Origin of the sequence: Novosphingobium endophyticum, assembly GCF_014640675.1 — a bacterium.
GTDB lineage: Bacteria > Pseudomonadota > Alphaproteobacteria > Sphingomonadales > Sphingomonadaceae > Novosphingobium > Novosphingobium endophyticum.
Genome location: NZ_BMHK01000052.1, coordinates 1 through 15,108 on the forward strand (window position 1 = coordinate 1; position 15,108 = coordinate 15,108).

Consider the following 15,108-nt stretch of genomic DNA (forward strand, 5'->3'; position numbering starts at 1 on the left):
AGGGCCATGGCCGCATCGAGCAGCGCACCGTGACACTGGCGCGCGAGGTCGACTGGCTGAACGGTGACCGCCGCTTCCCCGGCGAACTGCGCCTGCCCGACGTCGGGGCCATCATAAAGGTCGACAGCAAGACCGAACTCAAGGATCGCTGCCGCTTGGAGACCCGCTACTATATCACCTCGGCCCCATTCGCAGCAGAGGCCGCCGCCTGCGCCGTGCGCGGCCACTGGGGCATCGAAAACCAGCTGCACTGGGTGCTCGATGTCGTCTTCGGCGAGGATCAATCCCGCCTGCGCAAGGGCCATGGCGCCAAAAACATGGCTGTCGTCCGACACTTCGCCATCAACCATGTCCGCATCGCGCCCGAGCCAGTCAGACCCCGCTCCGGCCTGCGCCGCAAAACCAACAAANCTGACCGGTGCGGGCGGCCCGCGCCTCTGGCCGGCTATCCAAAAAGAAAAAGGCCCCGGTGTCGCCACCGGAGCCCTTCTCAATGTCTTGCGACGCCCGGAGGCGATCAGTCGACTACGGCCACCATGTGCGGCAGCTTGGCGATCGCACCGCGCACTTCGGCGGTGTCCTCAAGTTCGACGACCTTGTGCATCTTGCCCAGGCCGAGACCGATGAGGATCTTCTTCTGGCTCTCGGGGCGGCGGATCGGCGAGCCGATCTGCTTGATCTTGATTGTCTTCTTAGCGTTCTTGGCCATGTCGCTTACTCCACGATGGCTTCGGCAGCGGCCTCGGCCTCCACCTCGCTGGCGCCGCCGCGACCGAGGAGGTCAGCGACTTTCTTGCCACGACGCTGGGCAACCGACTTCGGCGAAGTCTGGTTCGTCAGCGCGTCGAAAGTGGCGCGGATCATGTTGTAGGGGTTCGAGGTGCCGACCGACTTGGTCACCACGTCGGCAACGCCGAGGCTCTCGAACACGGCGCGCATCGGGCCGCCGGCGATGATGCCGGTACCGGCAGGCGCCGTCCGCACGTTGACCTTGCCGGCACCGAAGTGGCCACGGCCGTCATGGTGCAGGGTGCGGCCTTCCTTGAGCGGAACGCGGACCATCTTCTTCTTGGCCGAAGCGGTCGCCTTGGTGATCGCCTCGGGAACCTCGCGGGCCTTGGCATGGCCAAAGCCGACGCGACCCTTGCCGTCGCCGACGACGACCAGCGCGGCGAAACCGAAGCGCTTGCCGCCCTTCACGGTCTTGGAGACGCGGTTGATGTGGACGAGCTTTTCGATCAGCTCCTCGCCGCCATCATCGTCGTTGCGGTTGCCGCGACGGTCGTCACGGCGGCCGCCACGTCCGCCACGATCGCCGCCGCCGCGTCCGCGGCCACCACGATCGCCACGGCCACGGCCTTCGCGCGCTTCCGGCTGCTGCGGCTGACCGCCCTGCGGGTTCTCGGCCGCGATCGGCTGTTCGGAGTTGGTGTTTTCGTCAGCCATGATCAGAACTCCAGCCCGCCTTCACGGGCGGCTTCGGCCAGCGCCTTGACGCGGCCATGGAACAGGAAACCGCCGCGGTCGAACACGACCGAGGTGACACCCGCCTTCTTGGCGGCCTCGGCGAGCTCCTTGCCCACGCGGGTCGCGGCGTCGACGTCCGTGCCCTTGCCGCCAAGCGTATTGGCGGCGGCCACCGTGCGGCCCTGCGCGTCGTCTATGATCTGCGCATAGATGTGACGGCCGGTGCGGTGCACCGACAGACGCGGGCGATCGCTGGAACGGGCGCGCAGCGCCGTGCGGACACGCCGGCGACGGCGTTCGAAAAGGGAAAGCTTTGCCATTACTTCTTCTTCCCTTCCTTGCGGAAGATGTACTCGCCGCGGTACTTGATGCCCTTGCCCTTGTAAGGTTCGGGCTTGCGCCAGCGACGAATCTCGGCCGCAACCTGGCCGACCTTCTGCTTGTCGATACCGGAGATCTCGACCGTGGTGTTATCCGGGGTCTTGATCTCGATGTCTTCGGGCACGTCGATGTCAACGTCGTGCGAGAAACCAAGCTGGAGCTTGAGCTTCTTGCCCTGGACGTTCGCACGGTAGCCGACGCCCTTGATCTCGAGGACCTTGGTGTAGCCTTCGGTCACGCCCGAAACGAGGTTCGAGACCAGCGTGCGCTGCATGCCCCAGTGGCTGCGGGCCTGCTTGCTCTGGTTGATCGGCTTAACCGCGATCGAGCCGTCCTCGACGGTGTACTCGACCTGGTCCGACAGCCCCATGGTCAGCGTGCCCTTGGGGCCTTTGACCGAAAGGGTGCCGTTGTCGATATTGGCGGTGACGCCGTTCGGGATCACCACCGGCTTTTTGCCGATGCGGCTCATCAGAACACCTCCGCCAGCACTTCGCCGCCGACGTTCTGGGTGCGCGCCTCGGCATCCGAGAGCACGCCCTTGGGCGTCGAAACGATGGTGATGCCAAGGCCGTTGCGCACGATCGGGAGTTCCTTGGAACCCGAATAGACGCGGCGGCCCGGCTTCGAGACGCGCTGCACGTGCTTGATCGCTGGCTCGCCCTCGAAATACTTCAGCTCGATGCGCAGCTGCGGGTGAGCGCCGGTCGCGTCTTCGCTGAAGCCACGGATGTAGCCTTCGCGCTGGAGCACTTCGAGCACGCGGGCACGAAGCTTGGAGGCCGGCGAAAGGACGGAGTCCTTCTTTGCCCGCTGGCCGTTACGGATGCGGGTGAGCATATCACCCAGGGGATCGGTCATTGCCATTCTAGTAACCCCTTACCAGCTCGACTTGGTCACGCCGGGGATCATGCCCTTGTTGGCAAGATCACGCAGCTCGACGCGGCACAGGCCGAACTTGCGGTAATAACCGCGCGGACGGCCGGTCGTGGCGCAACGGTTGCGAACCCGGGTCGGGTTGCCGTTGCGCGGGATCTCGGCCAGCTTCAGGCGGGCGATGAGGCGCTCGGTTTCATCGAGCGACGTATCGTCAGCGATCGCCTTGAGGCGCGCGTACTTGCCTGCGTACTTCCTCACGAGCTTCTTGCGACGCTCATTCTTGTTCACGGAACTCAGTTTCGCCATGGACTTAAGCTCTCTTCCTCAGCAGCGGCTCACGCCGCCTCCTTCTGTTCTTCCGCCTCTTCGGCAGGGAACGGGAAACCGAACAGGCGCAGCAGTTCGCGCGCTTCGTCGTCGGTCTTGGCGGTGGTGGTCACGATGATGTCCATCCCGCGCACCTTCTCGATCTTGTCGTAGCTGATCTCCGGGAAGATGATCTGCTCCTTGAGACCCATCGCATAGTTGCCGCGACCGTCGAACGATTTCGGGTTCAGGCCACGGAAGTCGCGGATGCGGGGCATCGCGATGGTGACGAGACGATCGAGGAACTCGTACATGCGTTCGCGGCGCAGCGTCACCTTGCAGCCAATCGGCATGCCTTCACGCAGCTTGAACTGCGCGATCGACTTGCGGGCCTTGGTGATGACGGGCTTCTGGCCGGCGATGGCTTCCATCTCGGCAGAGGCGGTCTGGACCTTCTTCTTGTCCTGGCTCGCCTCGCCAACGCCCATGTTGAGCGTGATCTTCTCGATCCTCGGCACTTCCATCACGTTCTTGTAACCGAACTTCTCGGTCATGGCCTTGACGATCTCGTCGTCGTAGCGCGAACGCATGCGCGGAGTGTATTTATCAGCCATCGATCGTCTCCCCGGACTTCACGGCCACACGGACCTTCTTGCCGTCCTTGACTTCGAAGCGAACGCGGGTCGGCTTGCCGTCCTTGTCGGCAACCGCGACCTTGCAGATCGCCATCGGCGCCGGCGTGCGTTCAATGCCGCCCTGGGGGTTCACCTGGGTCGGCTTGCGGTGCTTGGTGGCGACGTTCACGCCCTCGACCACGACCTTGCCATCCTTCGGCAGGACCTGGAGGACGGTTCCGGTGCGGCCCTTGTCCTTGCCGGACAGGACGACGACGGAGTCACCCTTCTTGATTTTCGCGGCAGCCATTACAGCACCTCCGGCGCAAGCGAGATGATCTTCATGAAGCCGCGTCCGCGCAGTTCGCGCACGACGGGGCCGAAGATACGGGTACCGATCGGTTCCTCGTTCTTGTTCACGAGGACGGCGGCGTTGCTGTCGAAGCGGATCACGCTGCCGTCAGCGCGGCGCACGTCTTTCCTGGTGCGCACGATCACCGCGCGGTGAACGTCGCCCTTCTTGACGCGAGCGCGGGGCTGCGCCTCCTTCACCGACACCACGATGATGTCGCCGACGCCGGCGAAACGACGCTTGGACCCGCCCAGCACCTTGATGCACTGGACGCGCTTTGCGCCGCTGTTGTCCGCGACGTCGAGATTGGATTGCATCTGGATCATCGATCCGGTTCCTTCTCAACTGGCTTGCCGGAACCAGTCCGGCAGTTCCAAAAAACTCACCTCGAACGCCTCGAGGGGACGTCTACTCAGTTCCGCGCGCCCTCGACATCGAGGTTCGCTTCGTAGGCAACACCCTTGCCGGCCTGCAGGCGATCCAGGACCTTCCAGGTCTTGGTCTTGGAGAGCGGCTTGGTCTCCTCGATGCGCACACGCTCACCGGTGCGGTAGGCGTTGTCCTCATCGTGGGCGTGGTACTTCTTCGAGCGGCGGATGATCTTCCCGTAGAGCGGGTGCTTCACCTTGCGCTCGACGAGCACGGTCACGGTCTTGTCGGTCTTGTCGGAAACGACGGTCCCGATCAGTATACGCTTGGGCATCGTGTTTCCTCCTTACGCCTTCGCCGCTGCATTCTGACGCTCGGCCTGGAGCGTCTTGATGCGGGCGATGTCGCGACGGACTTCCTTGATGCGTGCCGGGCGCTCGAGCTGGCTCGTGGCGGCCTGGAAACGCAGGTTGAACTGCTCGCGCTTGAGGTCGGCGAGTTCAGCGGTCAGCTGGTCGTCGGTCTTCGCGCGGAAGTCTTCGGTCTTGCTGGCGGCCATCATTCGCCTCCCAGGTGCGAGGTGTCACCGAGACGGGCAACGACCTTGGTCTTGATCGGCAGCTTCATCGCGGCGCGGCTGAACGCTTCCGCCGCGAGCGGGCCGGCAACGCCGTCGAGTTCGAACAGGATGCGGCCGGGCTTGACGCGGGCGGCCCAGTATTCGACCGAACCCTTGCCCTTGCCCTGGCGGACTTCGGCCGGCTTCTTGGAAACCGGCACGTCCGGGAAGATGCGGATCCAGAGACGCCCCTGGCGCTTGATGTGACGAGTGATCGCGCGGCGGGCCGCCTCGATCTGGCGGGCGGTGATCCGCTCGGGCTCGAGGGCCTTGAGGCCGTACGAGCCGAAGTTCAGGTCGGTGCCACCCTTGGCATCGCCCTTGATCCGGCCCTTGAAGGCCTTGCGGAACTTGGTCTTTTTCGGTTGCAGCATGGTGCTTACTCTATCCTAGACTCAGCGTGCCGGGCGAACGCCGGAGGTCTGAGCCTCCATCATCAGCCGATCCTGTGCCGTCGGGTCATGGCCCAGGATCTCTCCCTTGAAGACCCAGACCTTGATGCCGATGATGCCGTAGGCGGTCAGCGCTTCGGCTTCGGCGTAGTCGATGTTCGCGCGCAGCGTGTGCAGCGGAACCCGGCCTTCGCGATACTGCTCGACGCGGGCGATTTCCGCACCGCCGAGACGGCCGCCGCACATGATCTTGACGCCTTCGGCGCCCAGACGCATCGCGGACTGCATCGCACGCTTCATCGCACGGCGGAACGCCACGCGGCGCACGAGCTGGTCGGCAATGCCCTGCGCGACGAGCTTGGCATCGATTTCCGGCTTGCGAATCTCGACGATGTTCAGCTTCACTTCGCTGCTCGTCATCGCCGCGAGCTTCTTGCGAAGCTTCTCGATGTCCGCGCCCTTCTTGCCAATGATGACGCCCGGACGGGCGGCATAAATCGACACGCGGCACAGCTTCGCCGGCCGTTCGATCACCACTTTCGAGATTGCCGCCTGCGGCAGGCTCTCGATGATGAACTTGCGGATCTTGAGGTCTTCCTCAAGCAGCTTGCCGTAGTCCCGGCCTTCCGCGAACCAGCGGCTGTCCCAGGTACGGTTGATCTGCAGGCGCAGACCGATCGGATTGCTCTTGTGACCCATGGATCAGGCCTCCTCGACTTCGCGAACGATGATCCGCAGCCGCGAGAAGGGCTTCAGGATCCGGGTGGACTTGCCGCGGCCACGGGCATGAAAACGCTTCATGGTGATCGACTTGCCGACCGACGCCTCGGCGACGACGAGCGCGTCGACGTCGAGGTTGTGGTTGTTCTCGGCGTTGGCGATCGCAGAGGCGAGAATCTTGCGCGCTTCCTGCGCCATCGCCTTCTTCGAGAAGGCGAGAATGTTCATCGCTTCCTCGGCCTTGCGACCACGGATCAGGCCGGCGACGAGGTTGAGCTTCTGGGCGGAACCACGAATGGTGGTGCCGACCGCGAGCGCTTCGTTCTCGCCAACGCGGCGCGGTGCCTTTTCCTTGCTCATCAGCGCTTGCCCTTCTTGTCGGCGGCGTGGCCGGGGAAGCTGCGCGTCGGCGCGAACTCACCAAGCTTGTGACCGACCATGTCCTCGTTCACCGAGACGGGGATGAACTTGCGGCCGTTGTAGACCTGGAAGGTCAGTCCAACGAACTGCGGAAGGATGGTGGAGCGACGCGACCAGGTCTTGATCGGACCAGCGCGGTTGCCGGCATCCTGCGCGACCTCGGCCTTCTTGAGAAGGTACAGGTCGACGAAGGGGCCTTTCCAGACGGAACGTGCCATCGTGTCTTACCTCTTCTTCTTGGCGTGGCGCGAACGGATGATCATCTTGTCCGTCTGCTTGTTGTTACGGGTACGTGCGCCCTTGGTCGGCTTGCCCCACGGGGTGACCGGGTGACGGCCGCCCGAGGTACGGCCCTCACCACCGCCGTGCGGGTGATCGACCGGGTTCTTGGCAACACCGCGCGTCAGCGGACGGCGGCCCATCCAGCGCTTGCGGCCCGCCTTGGCCAGGGTCTGGTTCTGATTGTCGGGGTTTGAAACCGCACCAACCGTGCCCATGCAATCGCCGCGCAGGTAGCGCTGTTCGCCCGAGTTGAGGCGGACGATGACCATGCCGCGGTCGCGGCCGACAACCTGTACGTAAGTGCCGGCCGAACGGGCGATCTGACCGCCCTTGCCCGGCTTCATCTCGACGTTGTGGCAGATCGTTCCGACCGGCATCTGCGACAGGAGCATCGCGTTGCCGGGCTTCGTATCGGTCTTCTCGCCGGCGACGATCACGTCACCCACTGCCAGACGCTGCGGCGCGAGGATGTAAGCCAGTTCGCCGTCGGTGTACTTCACCAGGGCGATGAACGCCGTGCGGTTCGGGTCGTACTCGATCCGCTCGACGGTGGCTTCCATGTCCCACTTGCGACGCTTGAAGTCGATATAGCGGTACTTCTGCTTGTGGCCGCCAGCGATGCCGCGCGACGTGACGTGGCCCTTGTTGTTGCGGCCGCCGGTCTTGCTCTTGCCCTCGGTCAGCGCCTTGACGGGCTTGCCCTTCCAGAGCGCCGACTTGTCGACGAGGACCAGGCCGCGACGGGCGGGGCTGGTCGGGTTGTAGTTCTTCAGTGCCATCGGATCAGCCCCGTACGCCTTCGGTCACGTCAATCGACTGGCCTTCGGCCAGCGTGACGATCGCCTTCTTCACGTCGCTGCGGCGGTAAGCCTTACCGCGCCAGCGCTTGGTCTTGCCCTTGGTGACCAGGGTGTTGACGCCGGTAACCTTGACGTCGAACAGCGCCTCGACAGCAGCCTTGATCTCGGGCTTGCTCGCCTTGTCGGCCACCTTGAAGACGACCGCGTTGTTCTCCGAAAGGAGCGTCGACTTCTCGGTGATGTGGGGAGCAAGGATCACGTCGTAGTGACGGATATCCACTTCCTTGGACTTAGCCATTGAAACGCGCCTCCAGCTTCTCGACCGCGGCGCGCGTCAGCACCAGCGTATCATGCTTCAGGATGTCGTAGACATTGGCGCCGATGGCGGGGAGCACGTTGACGCCGATGATGTTGCGGGCTGCGCGGGCGAAGTTGTCGTTCACCGCTTCGCCGTCGATCACCAGCACCTTCTTGCCGAAGCCCGCCTTGGCGAGCTGACCGGCAAGAGCCTTGGTCTTGCCGTCGGCAACATCGAGCGAGTCGACGATGACGAGGCCGTTCTGGGCCTTCGACGACAGCGCCATCTTGAGGCCGAGCGCACGGACCTTCTTGTTCAGCGAGACGTTGAACTCGCGGCGACGGGCGCCGTGAGCCTTGCCGCCGCCGATGAAGACCGGAGCAGCGCGATCGCCGTGACGAGCCGTGCCGCCGCCCTTCTGGCGACCGAACTTCTTGCCGGTGCGGGCAACGTCGCTGCGCTCACGGGTGGCACGGGCGATGCCCCGGCGGTTTTCCAGCTGCCAGGTAACGACACGGTGCAGGACGTCGGCGCGCGGCTCGAGGCCGAACACGTCGTCCGACAGTTCGATGTCGCCCTTGGCGGCGCTGCCATCGAGGTTGAGGACCTTGACCTTCACGACTTAGCCCTCCTGGCCTTCGGCCGCTTCCGGCGCCGCGGTGTCTTCCGCAGGCGTGTCGGCAACGACAGGTTCATTGGTGTTCGCGGCCTGCTTCAGGCCGGCGGGGTAGGGAGCCTCGGCGTGACGGTCGACCTTGACGGCGTCCGAAACGATGAGCCAGGCGTTCTTCGCGCCCGGAACCGAACCCTTGACGAAGATCAGGCCGCGCTCGTCGTCAACGCGGACGATTTCGAGGTTCTGCTGGGTGCGCTGACGATCACCCATGTGGCCGGCCATCTTCTTGTTCTTGAAGACCTTGCCCGGATCCTGGCGGTTACCGGTCGAACCATGCGCACGGTGCGAGATCGACACGCCGTGGGTTGCACGCATACCGCCGAAGCCCCAGCGCTTCATGGCGCCCTGGAAGCCCTTGCCCTGGGTGTGGCCGGCAACGTCGACGAGCTGGCCGGGCACGAAGTGCGAGGCAGCGAGGGTCGAACCGACCTCAAGCACGGCGTCGTCCGCGACGCGGAACTCGGCAACGCGCATCTTGAGCGGAACCTCAGCCTTGGCGAAGTGCTCGCGCTGCGGCTTGGCGACGTTCTTCTGCTTGGCTTCGCCGGCACCGAGCTGCACCGCGACGTAACCGTCACGATCAGCGGTGCGAACCGAAACCACCTGGCAGTCTTCCAGCGCCAGGACGGTGACGGGCACGTGGCGGCCGTCCTCCTGGAACAGGCGGGTCATCCCGACTTTCTTGGCGATCACGCCGGTACGCATGACCTTACTCCTTCACAGAGGCCTGCACGGGACCATCCCGAACAGGCGTGTCCAACCCAATTGTGTGATGCGAGCCCCGTCCGGGCTGGGTGCTCCCTGCACAGACCACATTGGCCTGCCGGAAGCGAGACGGGGGACGCATGCCTGGAACGTCATCCCGAGAACGGGGCTCCAGAGGTATCCCTTGTGTCCGCAGCAAATGCAGCTGCTGCGGCTCTGTCCCTTCGCGGATTTTCCCCGCTAGAGCCGGGCCGAAACCCGGAAGAGATGTGGACCAAAGTCCGAAACTTGCATCGAGCCGGCTTGCGCCACCCCCGCTTTCGCGGGGGCTTCGGCAAACCCGCTCAGGCGAGCTTGATCTCGACGTTCACGCCAGCAGCCAGATCGAGCTTCATCAGCGCGTCGACGGTGGCGGCGTTGGGCTGCACGATGTCGAGCAGCCGCTTGTAGGTGCGAACCTCGAACTGCTCACGCGACTTCTTGTCGATGTGCGGACCGCGGTTCACGGTGAACTTTTCGATCCTCGTCGGAAGCGGAATGGGGCCCCGAATAAGCGCGCCGGTACGGCGGGCGGTGTCTGCGATCTCGCCAGTCGCCTGGTCGAGTACGCGATGGTCAAACGCCTTCAGGCGAATGCGGATGTTCTGAGCTTCCATAACCTACTACCGATGAGAAAGAGCGTTCAAAAAAAACCAATCGCCCCACCCTCTCCATTTGCCGGGAGAACGGGGCGACCAGCCAGAAACCTGCCCGCAGGGGAGACGAATCTCCCTTGCGGTGCGCGGCCTATATTACTTCGTGATCTTGCTGACAACCCCCGAACCGACGGTGCGTCCACCTTCGCGGATAGCGAAGCGGAGACCGTCGTCCATGGCGATCGGCGCGATCAGCTTGACCGAGATCGTGACGTTGTCGCCCGGCATGACCATCTCAGTGCCCTCGGGAAGGATAACCTCGCCGGTGACGTCGGTCGTGCGGAAGTAGAACTGCGGACGATAGTTCGCGAAGAACGGCGTGTGGCGGCCGCCTTCGTCCTTCGAAAGGACGTAGACCTCGGCGTCGAAGTCGGTGTGCGGCGTCACGGAACCCGGCTTGGCGAGAACCTGGCCACGCTCCACGTCTTCGCGCTTCAGGCCGCGAACGAGCGCGCCGATGTTGTCGCCAGCTTCACCCTGATCGAGCAGCTTGCGGAACATTTCGACGCCGGTAACGACGGTCTTCTGGGTGTCGCGGATACCAACGACCTCGACTTCGTCGCCAACCTTGACGATACCGGTCTCGACGCGGCCCGTCACCACGGTGCCGCGGCCCGAGATCGAGAACACGTCCTCGACCGGCATCAGGAACGGCTTGTCGGTCGGACGCGGCGGCTGCGGGATGAACTCGTCGACCGCCTTCATCAGCTCGATGATCGAGTTCTTGCCGATCTCGTCGTCGCGGCCTTCGAGGGCGGCGAGAGCCGAACCCTTGACGATCGGAATGTTGTCGCCGTCGAAGTCATACGAGCTGAGCAGCTCGCGCACTTCGAGCTCGACGAGCTCCAGGAGCTCCTCGTCGTCGACCTGATCGACCTTGTTCATGTACACGACCAGCGCCGGCACGCCGACCTGACGGGCGAGCAGGATGTGCTCGCGGGTCTGCGGCATCGGGCCGTCGGCGGCGTTCACGACCAGGATCGCACCGTCCATCTGGGCGGCACCGGTGATCATGTTCTTCACGTAGTCGGCGTGGCCCGGGCAGTCGACGTGCGCGTAGTGGCGCGCTTCGGTCTCGTACTCGACGTGCGCGGTCGAGATGGTGATGCCGCGCTCGCGCTCTTCGGGAGCCTTGTCGATGTTGGCGAAGTCGACAGCCTCACCGCCGTAGGTCTCGGCCATGATCTTCGTGATGGCAGCCGTCAGGGTGGTCTTGCCGTGGTCGACGTGACCGATGGTGCCGATGTTGCAGTGCGGCTTCGTCCGCTCGAATTTTGCCTTCGCCATCTTACAAACCTTCTTCTCGTTTGAAATTGAATCCGCGGGATAGGTAGGCGGCGCCCGCTGAATCAGGCGCCGCCCCTAGAACCATTCTTGCCGTCAGGCAAGCTTCTCCTTCACCTCGGCCGCGACGTTGGCCGGAACCTCGTCGTAGTGAGAGAAGAACATCGAGTAATTGGCCCGGCCCTGGGTGAACGAGCGAAGCTGGTTCACATAGCCGAACATGTTGGCCAGCGGCACGTGGGCCTCCACCACCTGCGCATTGCCGCGGGTGTCGGTGCCCTGGATCTGGCCACGACGGCTGTTCATGTCGCCGATGACGTCGCCGAGGTACTCCTCGGGAGTGACGACTTCGACTTTCATGATCGGCTCAAGCAGCTTGATCCCCGACCTCTGGGCGACTTCACGCATACAACCGCGACCGGCGATTTCAAAGGCCAAGGCCGACGAGTCGACGTCGTGGTACGCGCCGTCGTAGAGCAGGATTTCGAAGTCGATGATCGGGAACCCGACCAGCGAACCCGTTTCCGCCGTTTCGCGCATGCCCTTCTCGATCGCGGGGATATATTCCTTCGGAATGTTACCGCCCTTGATCTCGTCCTTGAAGGTGATGCCCGAACCGCGCTCGCTGGGCGTGACCTTGACCTTCACGCGGCCGAACTGACCGGTACCGCCAGACTGCTTCTTATGCGTGTAGTCGACATCGACCGGCTTCGCGAGATACTCGCGATAAGCCACCTGCGGCGCGCCGACGTTGGCCTCCACCTTGAATTCACGGCGCATGCGATCGACGATGATGTCCAGGTGAAGCTCGCCCATCCCCTTGATGATGGTCTGGCCGGATTCGTGGTCGGTCGAGACGCGGAAGCTGGGGTCCTCGGCCGAGAGACGGTTGAGCGCGACGCCCATCTTCTCCTGGTCGGCCTTGGTCTTGGGCTCCACCGAAAGCTCGATGACCGGCTCGGGGAATTCCATCCGCTCCAGCACGATCGGCGCCTTTTCGGAGCAGAGCGTGTCGCCGGTCGTCGTTTCCTTCATGCCGGCCAGAGCGACGATATCACCCGCAAAGGCTTCTTCGATGTCCTTGCGGTCATTGGCGTGCATTTCAAGAATGCGGCCCACCTTTTCGCGCTTGCCCTTGACCGAGTTCAGGTAAGACCCCTTGCTCAGGGTGCCCGAGTAGATGCGGCAGAAGGTGAGCGAGCCGACGAACGGGTCGTTCATGACCTTGAACGCCAGCGCGCTGAACGGAGCATCGTCCTTGGGCGGACGGCTGTCGGCTTCGTCGCTGTCAACCTTGACGCCCTGGACATCCTCGATGTCGAGCGGCGAAGGCAGATAGTCCACGACCGCGTCGAGCAGGGGCTGCACGCCCTTGTTCTTGAACGCCGAACCGCAGACGACGGGAACGAACGCGTGGCCGAGCGTGCCCTTGCGGATAAGCGCCTTGAGCGTCGCCACGTCGGGCTCGTTGCCCTCAAGGTACGCTTCCATCGCATCGTCGTCCTGCTCGACGGCGAGTTCGATGAGCTTCATGCGGTATTCGGCGGCTTCATCGGCCATGTCCGCCGGGATCTCTTCATAGAAGAACTCGGCGCCCAGCGACTCGTCCTTCCAGATGATGGCGCGGTTCTCGACCAGGTCGACAAGGCCCTTGAGGTCGGCTTCGATGCCGATCGGCAGATAGAGGACTGCCGGGGTCGCACCGAGGCGGTCGATGATCGACTGCACGCAGTACTTGAAGTCCGCGCCGGTGCGGTCGAGCTTGTTGATGAAGCACATGCGCGGCACGCCGTACTTGTCGGCCTGACGCCACACGGTTTCGGACTGCGGCTCCACGCCGGCAACGCCGTCAAAGCACGCGACGGCGCCGTCCAGCACGCGCAGCGAACGCTCGACCTCGATGGTGAAGTCGACGTGGCCCGGCGTATCGATGATGTTGATGCGGTAGTCGCCCCAGAAGCAGGTGGTCGCCGCCGAGGTGATCGTGATGCCGCGCTCCTGCTCCTGCTCCATCCAGTCCATGGTGGCGGCACCGTCATGGACTTCGCCGATCTTGTAGGACTTGCCGGTGTAGTAGAGGATACGCTCGGTAGTTGTGGTCTTGCCGGCGTCGATGTGCGCCATGATACCGATGTTGCGGTACATATTGAGCGGATGGCTGCGGGCCATGGTGAAAATCCTTAGCAGGAGTTTGGGAAGCTGGGCCGTGCTTCAGATAAGCCCGAGCCCCCTGAATTGAAAGTGTGACGCCCGGATGACCTTTACGCTCCGAGCGCCACGGCGCCGATTACCAGCGGTAATGCGAGAAAGCGCGGTTCGCGTCCGCCATGCGGTGCGTGTCCTCACGCTTCTTCACCGCGTTGCCACGGTTGTTGGCGGCATCGAGCAGCTCACCCGAAAGACGCGCCGACATCGTGGTCTCCGGACGGTTCCGGGCAGCGGTAATCAGCCAGCGGATGGCGAGCGCCTGGGCACGCTCCGGCCGGACCTCGACGGGAACCTGATAGGTCGCGCCGCCGACACGGCGGGAACGGACCTCGATCTGCGGCTTCACATTGTTCAGCGCATCGTGGAACAGCTGAACCGGATCGGCCTTCGCCCGCGCTTCCATGGTGTCGAGCGCACCGTAGACAATGCTTTCGGCTACCGACTTCTTGCCGTCGAGCATGAGGTTGTTCATGAACTTCGACAGGGTTTGATCCCCGAACTTCGGATCAGGCAGAATTTCCCGCTTCTCGGGACGACGACGACGTGACATTTTTTTACTCCAAAACGTCCGGAGCGAAGCGGAGGTCTTTAAACGTCATCCCGGACTTGATCCGGGACCGCTGGCCTCCTGGGCGCTCGGTAGATTTCTTGTCCTTCGGCATTGCGCCGAGACTTCCAGCGGTCCCGGGTCAAGCCCGGGATGACGGGGCCTCGAAGCAACGCCGCTTGCGCTTACTTCGGACGCTTGGCGCCGTACTTCGAACGGCTCTGCTTGCGATCCTTCACGCCCTGCGTATCGAGCACCCCGCGCAGGATGTGATAGCGCACGCCCGGAAGATCGCGCACACGGCCGCCGCGGATCAGCACCACCGAGTGCTCCTGCAGGTTGTGGCCCTCGCCGGGGATGTAAGAGATGACTTCGCGGCTGTTGGTCAGGCGCACCTTGGCGACCTTGCGCAGAGCCGAGTTCGGCTTCTTCGGGGTCGTGGTGTAGACGCGGGTGCAGACGCCGCGCTTCTGCGGGTTCTGCTCCATCGCAGGGACCTTCGACTTGGCCTTCTGCGGCTCGCGGCCCTTGCGGACCAGCTGGTTGATCGTTGGCATCTATACTCTTCTCTCAAAATGGGAGTGCGATGGATCCGTCCCGCACCGCACACCGGCCACGGGACGGACCCGTCGCACCCCGGATCATCAGGTCCGGCGCGCATCGAAAGAGTGGCATGTGCTGGAATCACGAAAGCGGGAAATTCGCGCCCGCTCCCCGAACGGGAGCGAATACATCACCGCCAGCGTGAGCCGAAAAACACTCCACCCGGTCAAGACACCGGATTACTTTGTCGCCCTGCTTCCGACGCGACCTTGCCCGATTCGGGGGCCAGGACAGTCAAAGGAACCCTGCCAGCGGCAATGCCGCGGAAGGCACCGGAAGCGCTGGAACGACAATGTTCAGCTCTATGTCGTCTCGGCAGGACCAGCCCGCCGAAGATGGGCGCGCTTAGGCGAGATCGCGGGCAAGGTCAAGGCAGACCTGCGCAGCGGACAGGGCAATCGGGTGAATTAGCGCGTGACATTTGGTGAGAGTGCTGAATCTGTGAGTCCCCAATTGTTTGATGGGGAGATTTCGGAGATGGCGACGCGGGT

The 15,108-nt window shown here is 63.7% G+C and carries 24 protein-coding genes and 1 pseudogene; 1 reads left to right on the plus strand and 24 read right to left on the minus strand.

What is annotated here, in order from left to right; genetic code table 11:
* Positions 1 to 359 (plus strand): annotated as a pseudogene (locus IEX32_RS19035) (ISAs1 family transposase); the annotation flags it as partial.
* A 158-nt stretch (positions 360 to 517) separates the two neighbouring features.
* On the opposite strand, the gene rpmD reads toward IEX32_RS19035, so the two are convergent.
* The 24 genes from rpmD to rpsL form a co-directional block, all read right to left on the minus strand.
* Entirely contained in the window at positions 518 to 709 is a 192-nt protein-coding gene (rpmD, locus tag IEX32_RS19040) for a 50S ribosomal protein L30 (RefSeq protein ID WP_188773122.1), read from the minus strand.
* Positions 710 to 714: 5 nt separating this feature from the next.
* Entirely contained in the window at positions 715 to 1,446 is a 732-nt protein-coding gene (gene rpsE, locus IEX32_RS19045) for a 30S ribosomal protein S5 (protein WP_188773123.1), read from the minus strand.
* A gap of 2 nt (positions 1,447 to 1,448) precedes the next feature.
* Positions 1,449 to 1,787 carry a 50S ribosomal protein L18 gene (rplR, locus tag IEX32_RS19050; RefSeq protein WP_188773124.1) on the minus strand — a complete coding sequence of 113 codons (339 nt, stop codon included), beginning with the start codon at positions 1,785 to 1,787 and terminating at the stop codon, positions 1,449 to 1,451.
* Complete coding sequence (gene rplF, locus IEX32_RS19055; RefSeq protein WP_188773125.1) at positions 1,787 to 2,320, minus strand: 50S ribosomal protein L6; 534 nt, start codon at positions 2,318 to 2,320, stop codon at positions 1,787 to 1,789. Before rplF ends, rplR begins: the two co-directional genes overlap by 1 nt.
* Complete coding sequence (gene rpsH, locus IEX32_RS19060; RefSeq protein WP_188773126.1) at positions 2,320 to 2,715, minus strand: 30S ribosomal protein S8; 396 nt, start codon at positions 2,713 to 2,715, stop codon at positions 2,320 to 2,322. Before rpsH ends, rplF begins: the two co-directional genes overlap by 1 nt.
* Before the next feature lie 12 nt (positions 2,716 to 2,727).
* Complete coding sequence (rpsN, locus tag IEX32_RS19065) at positions 2,728 to 3,033, minus strand: 30S ribosomal protein S14 (RefSeq protein WP_188773127.1); 306 nt, start codon at positions 3,031 to 3,033, stop codon at positions 2,728 to 2,730.
* Positions 3,034 to 3,062: 29 nt separating this feature from the next.
* On the minus strand, positions 3,063 to 3,647 hold the full coding sequence (rplE, locus tag IEX32_RS19070) for a 50S ribosomal protein L5 (protein ID WP_188773128.1): 585 nt from the start codon (positions 3,645 to 3,647) through the stop codon (positions 3,063 to 3,065).
* Positions 3,640 to 3,957: a 50S ribosomal protein L24 gene (rplX, locus tag IEX32_RS19075; RefSeq protein WP_188773129.1), complete on the minus strand. Its 318-nt coding sequence runs from the start codon at positions 3,955 to 3,957 to the stop codon at positions 3,640 to 3,642. The genes rplE and rplX overlap by 8 nt, the downstream gene beginning before the upstream one ends.
* The gene (rplN, locus tag IEX32_RS19080) at positions 3,957 to 4,325 is read right to left on the minus strand and encodes a 50S ribosomal protein L14 (RefSeq protein WP_188773130.1); all 369 of its coding nucleotides are present in this window, start codon (positions 4,323 to 4,325) and stop codon (positions 3,957 to 3,959) included. Before rplN ends, rplX begins: the two co-directional genes overlap by 1 nt.
* 86 nt (positions 4,326 to 4,411) lie before the next feature.
* Entirely contained in the window at positions 4,412 to 4,702 is a 291-nt protein-coding gene (rpsQ, locus tag IEX32_RS19085) for a 30S ribosomal protein S17 (RefSeq protein ID WP_188773131.1), read from the minus strand.
* A gap of 12 nt (positions 4,703 to 4,714) precedes the next feature.
* A complete protein-coding gene (rpmC, locus tag IEX32_RS19090; protein WP_373285472.1) occupies positions 4,715 to 4,927 on the minus strand; it encodes a 50S ribosomal protein L29 in 213 nt (70 codons plus the stop codon).
* The gene (rplP, locus tag IEX32_RS19095) at positions 4,927 to 5,361 is read right to left on the minus strand and encodes a 50S ribosomal protein L16 (RefSeq protein WP_188773133.1); all 435 of its coding nucleotides are present in this window, start codon (positions 5,359 to 5,361) and stop codon (positions 4,927 to 4,929) included. Before rplP ends, rpmC begins: the two co-directional genes overlap by 1 nt.
* A gap of 21 nt (positions 5,362 to 5,382) precedes the next feature.
* A complete protein-coding gene (gene rpsC, locus IEX32_RS19100; protein ID WP_188773134.1) occupies positions 5,383 to 6,078 on the minus strand; it encodes a 30S ribosomal protein S3 in 696 nt (231 codons plus the stop codon).
* A gap of 3 nt (positions 6,079 to 6,081) precedes the next feature.
* Complete coding sequence (gene rplV / locus IEX32_RS19105) at positions 6,082 to 6,459, minus strand: 50S ribosomal protein L22 (protein ID WP_188773135.1); 378 nt, start codon at positions 6,457 to 6,459, stop codon at positions 6,082 to 6,084.
* Complete coding sequence (rpsS, locus tag IEX32_RS19110; RefSeq protein WP_188773136.1) at positions 6,459 to 6,737, minus strand: 30S ribosomal protein S19; 279 nt, start codon at positions 6,735 to 6,737, stop codon at positions 6,459 to 6,461. Before rpsS ends, rplV begins: the two co-directional genes overlap by 1 nt.
* Positions 6,738 to 6,743: 6 nt before the next feature.
* Positions 6,744 to 7,580 (minus strand): 50S ribosomal protein L2, encoded by an 837-nt coding sequence (gene rplB, locus IEX32_RS19115; protein WP_188773137.1) that lies wholly within the window; start codon positions 7,578 to 7,580, stop codon positions 6,744 to 6,746.
* Positions 7,581 to 7,584: 4 nt separating this feature from the next.
* Positions 7,585 to 7,899, minus strand: coding sequence for a 50S ribosomal protein L23 (locus IEX32_RS19120; protein WP_188773138.1), 315 nt, complete (start codon positions 7,897 to 7,899; stop codon positions 7,585 to 7,587).
* Positions 7,892 to 8,518: a 50S ribosomal protein L4 gene (gene rplD, locus IEX32_RS19125; protein ID WP_188773139.1), complete on the minus strand. Its 627-nt coding sequence runs from the start codon at positions 8,516 to 8,518 to the stop codon at positions 7,892 to 7,894. Before rplD ends, IEX32_RS19120 begins: the two co-directional genes overlap by 8 nt.
* Positions 8,519 to 8,521: 3 nt before the next feature.
* On the minus strand, positions 8,522 to 9,280 hold the full coding sequence (gene rplC, locus IEX32_RS19130) for a 50S ribosomal protein L3 (protein WP_188773140.1): 759 nt from the start codon (positions 9,278 to 9,280) through the stop codon (positions 8,522 to 8,524).
* A gap of 344 nt (positions 9,281 to 9,624) precedes the next feature.
* Positions 9,625 to 9,936: a 30S ribosomal protein S10 gene (gene rpsJ, locus IEX32_RS19135; protein ID WP_068072885.1), complete on the minus strand. Its 312-nt coding sequence runs from the start codon at positions 9,934 to 9,936 to the stop codon at positions 9,625 to 9,627.
* Positions 9,937 to 10,071: 135 nt separating this feature from the next.
* Positions 10,072 to 11,262, minus strand: coding sequence for an elongation factor Tu (tuf, locus tag IEX32_RS19140; protein ID WP_188773141.1), 1,191 nt, complete (start codon positions 11,260 to 11,262; stop codon positions 10,072 to 10,074).
* Between the two features lie 93 nt (positions 11,263 to 11,355).
* Positions 11,356 to 13,428, minus strand: a complete 2,073-nt coding sequence (gene fusA / locus IEX32_RS19145; protein ID WP_188773142.1) for an elongation factor G — start codon at positions 13,426 to 13,428, stop codon at positions 11,356 to 11,358.
* 118 nt (positions 13,429 to 13,546) lie between these two features.
* Complete coding sequence (rpsG, locus tag IEX32_RS19150; protein ID WP_188773143.1) at positions 13,547 to 14,017, minus strand: 30S ribosomal protein S7; 471 nt, start codon at positions 14,015 to 14,017, stop codon at positions 13,547 to 13,549.
* 182 nt (positions 14,018 to 14,199) lie between these two features.
* The gene (rpsL, locus tag IEX32_RS19155; protein ID WP_007011879.1) at positions 14,200 to 14,571 is read right to left on the minus strand and encodes a 30S ribosomal protein S12; all 372 of its coding nucleotides are present in this window, start codon (positions 14,569 to 14,571) and stop codon (positions 14,200 to 14,202) included.
* Between the last annotated feature and the right edge of the window lie 537 nt (positions 14,572 to 15,108).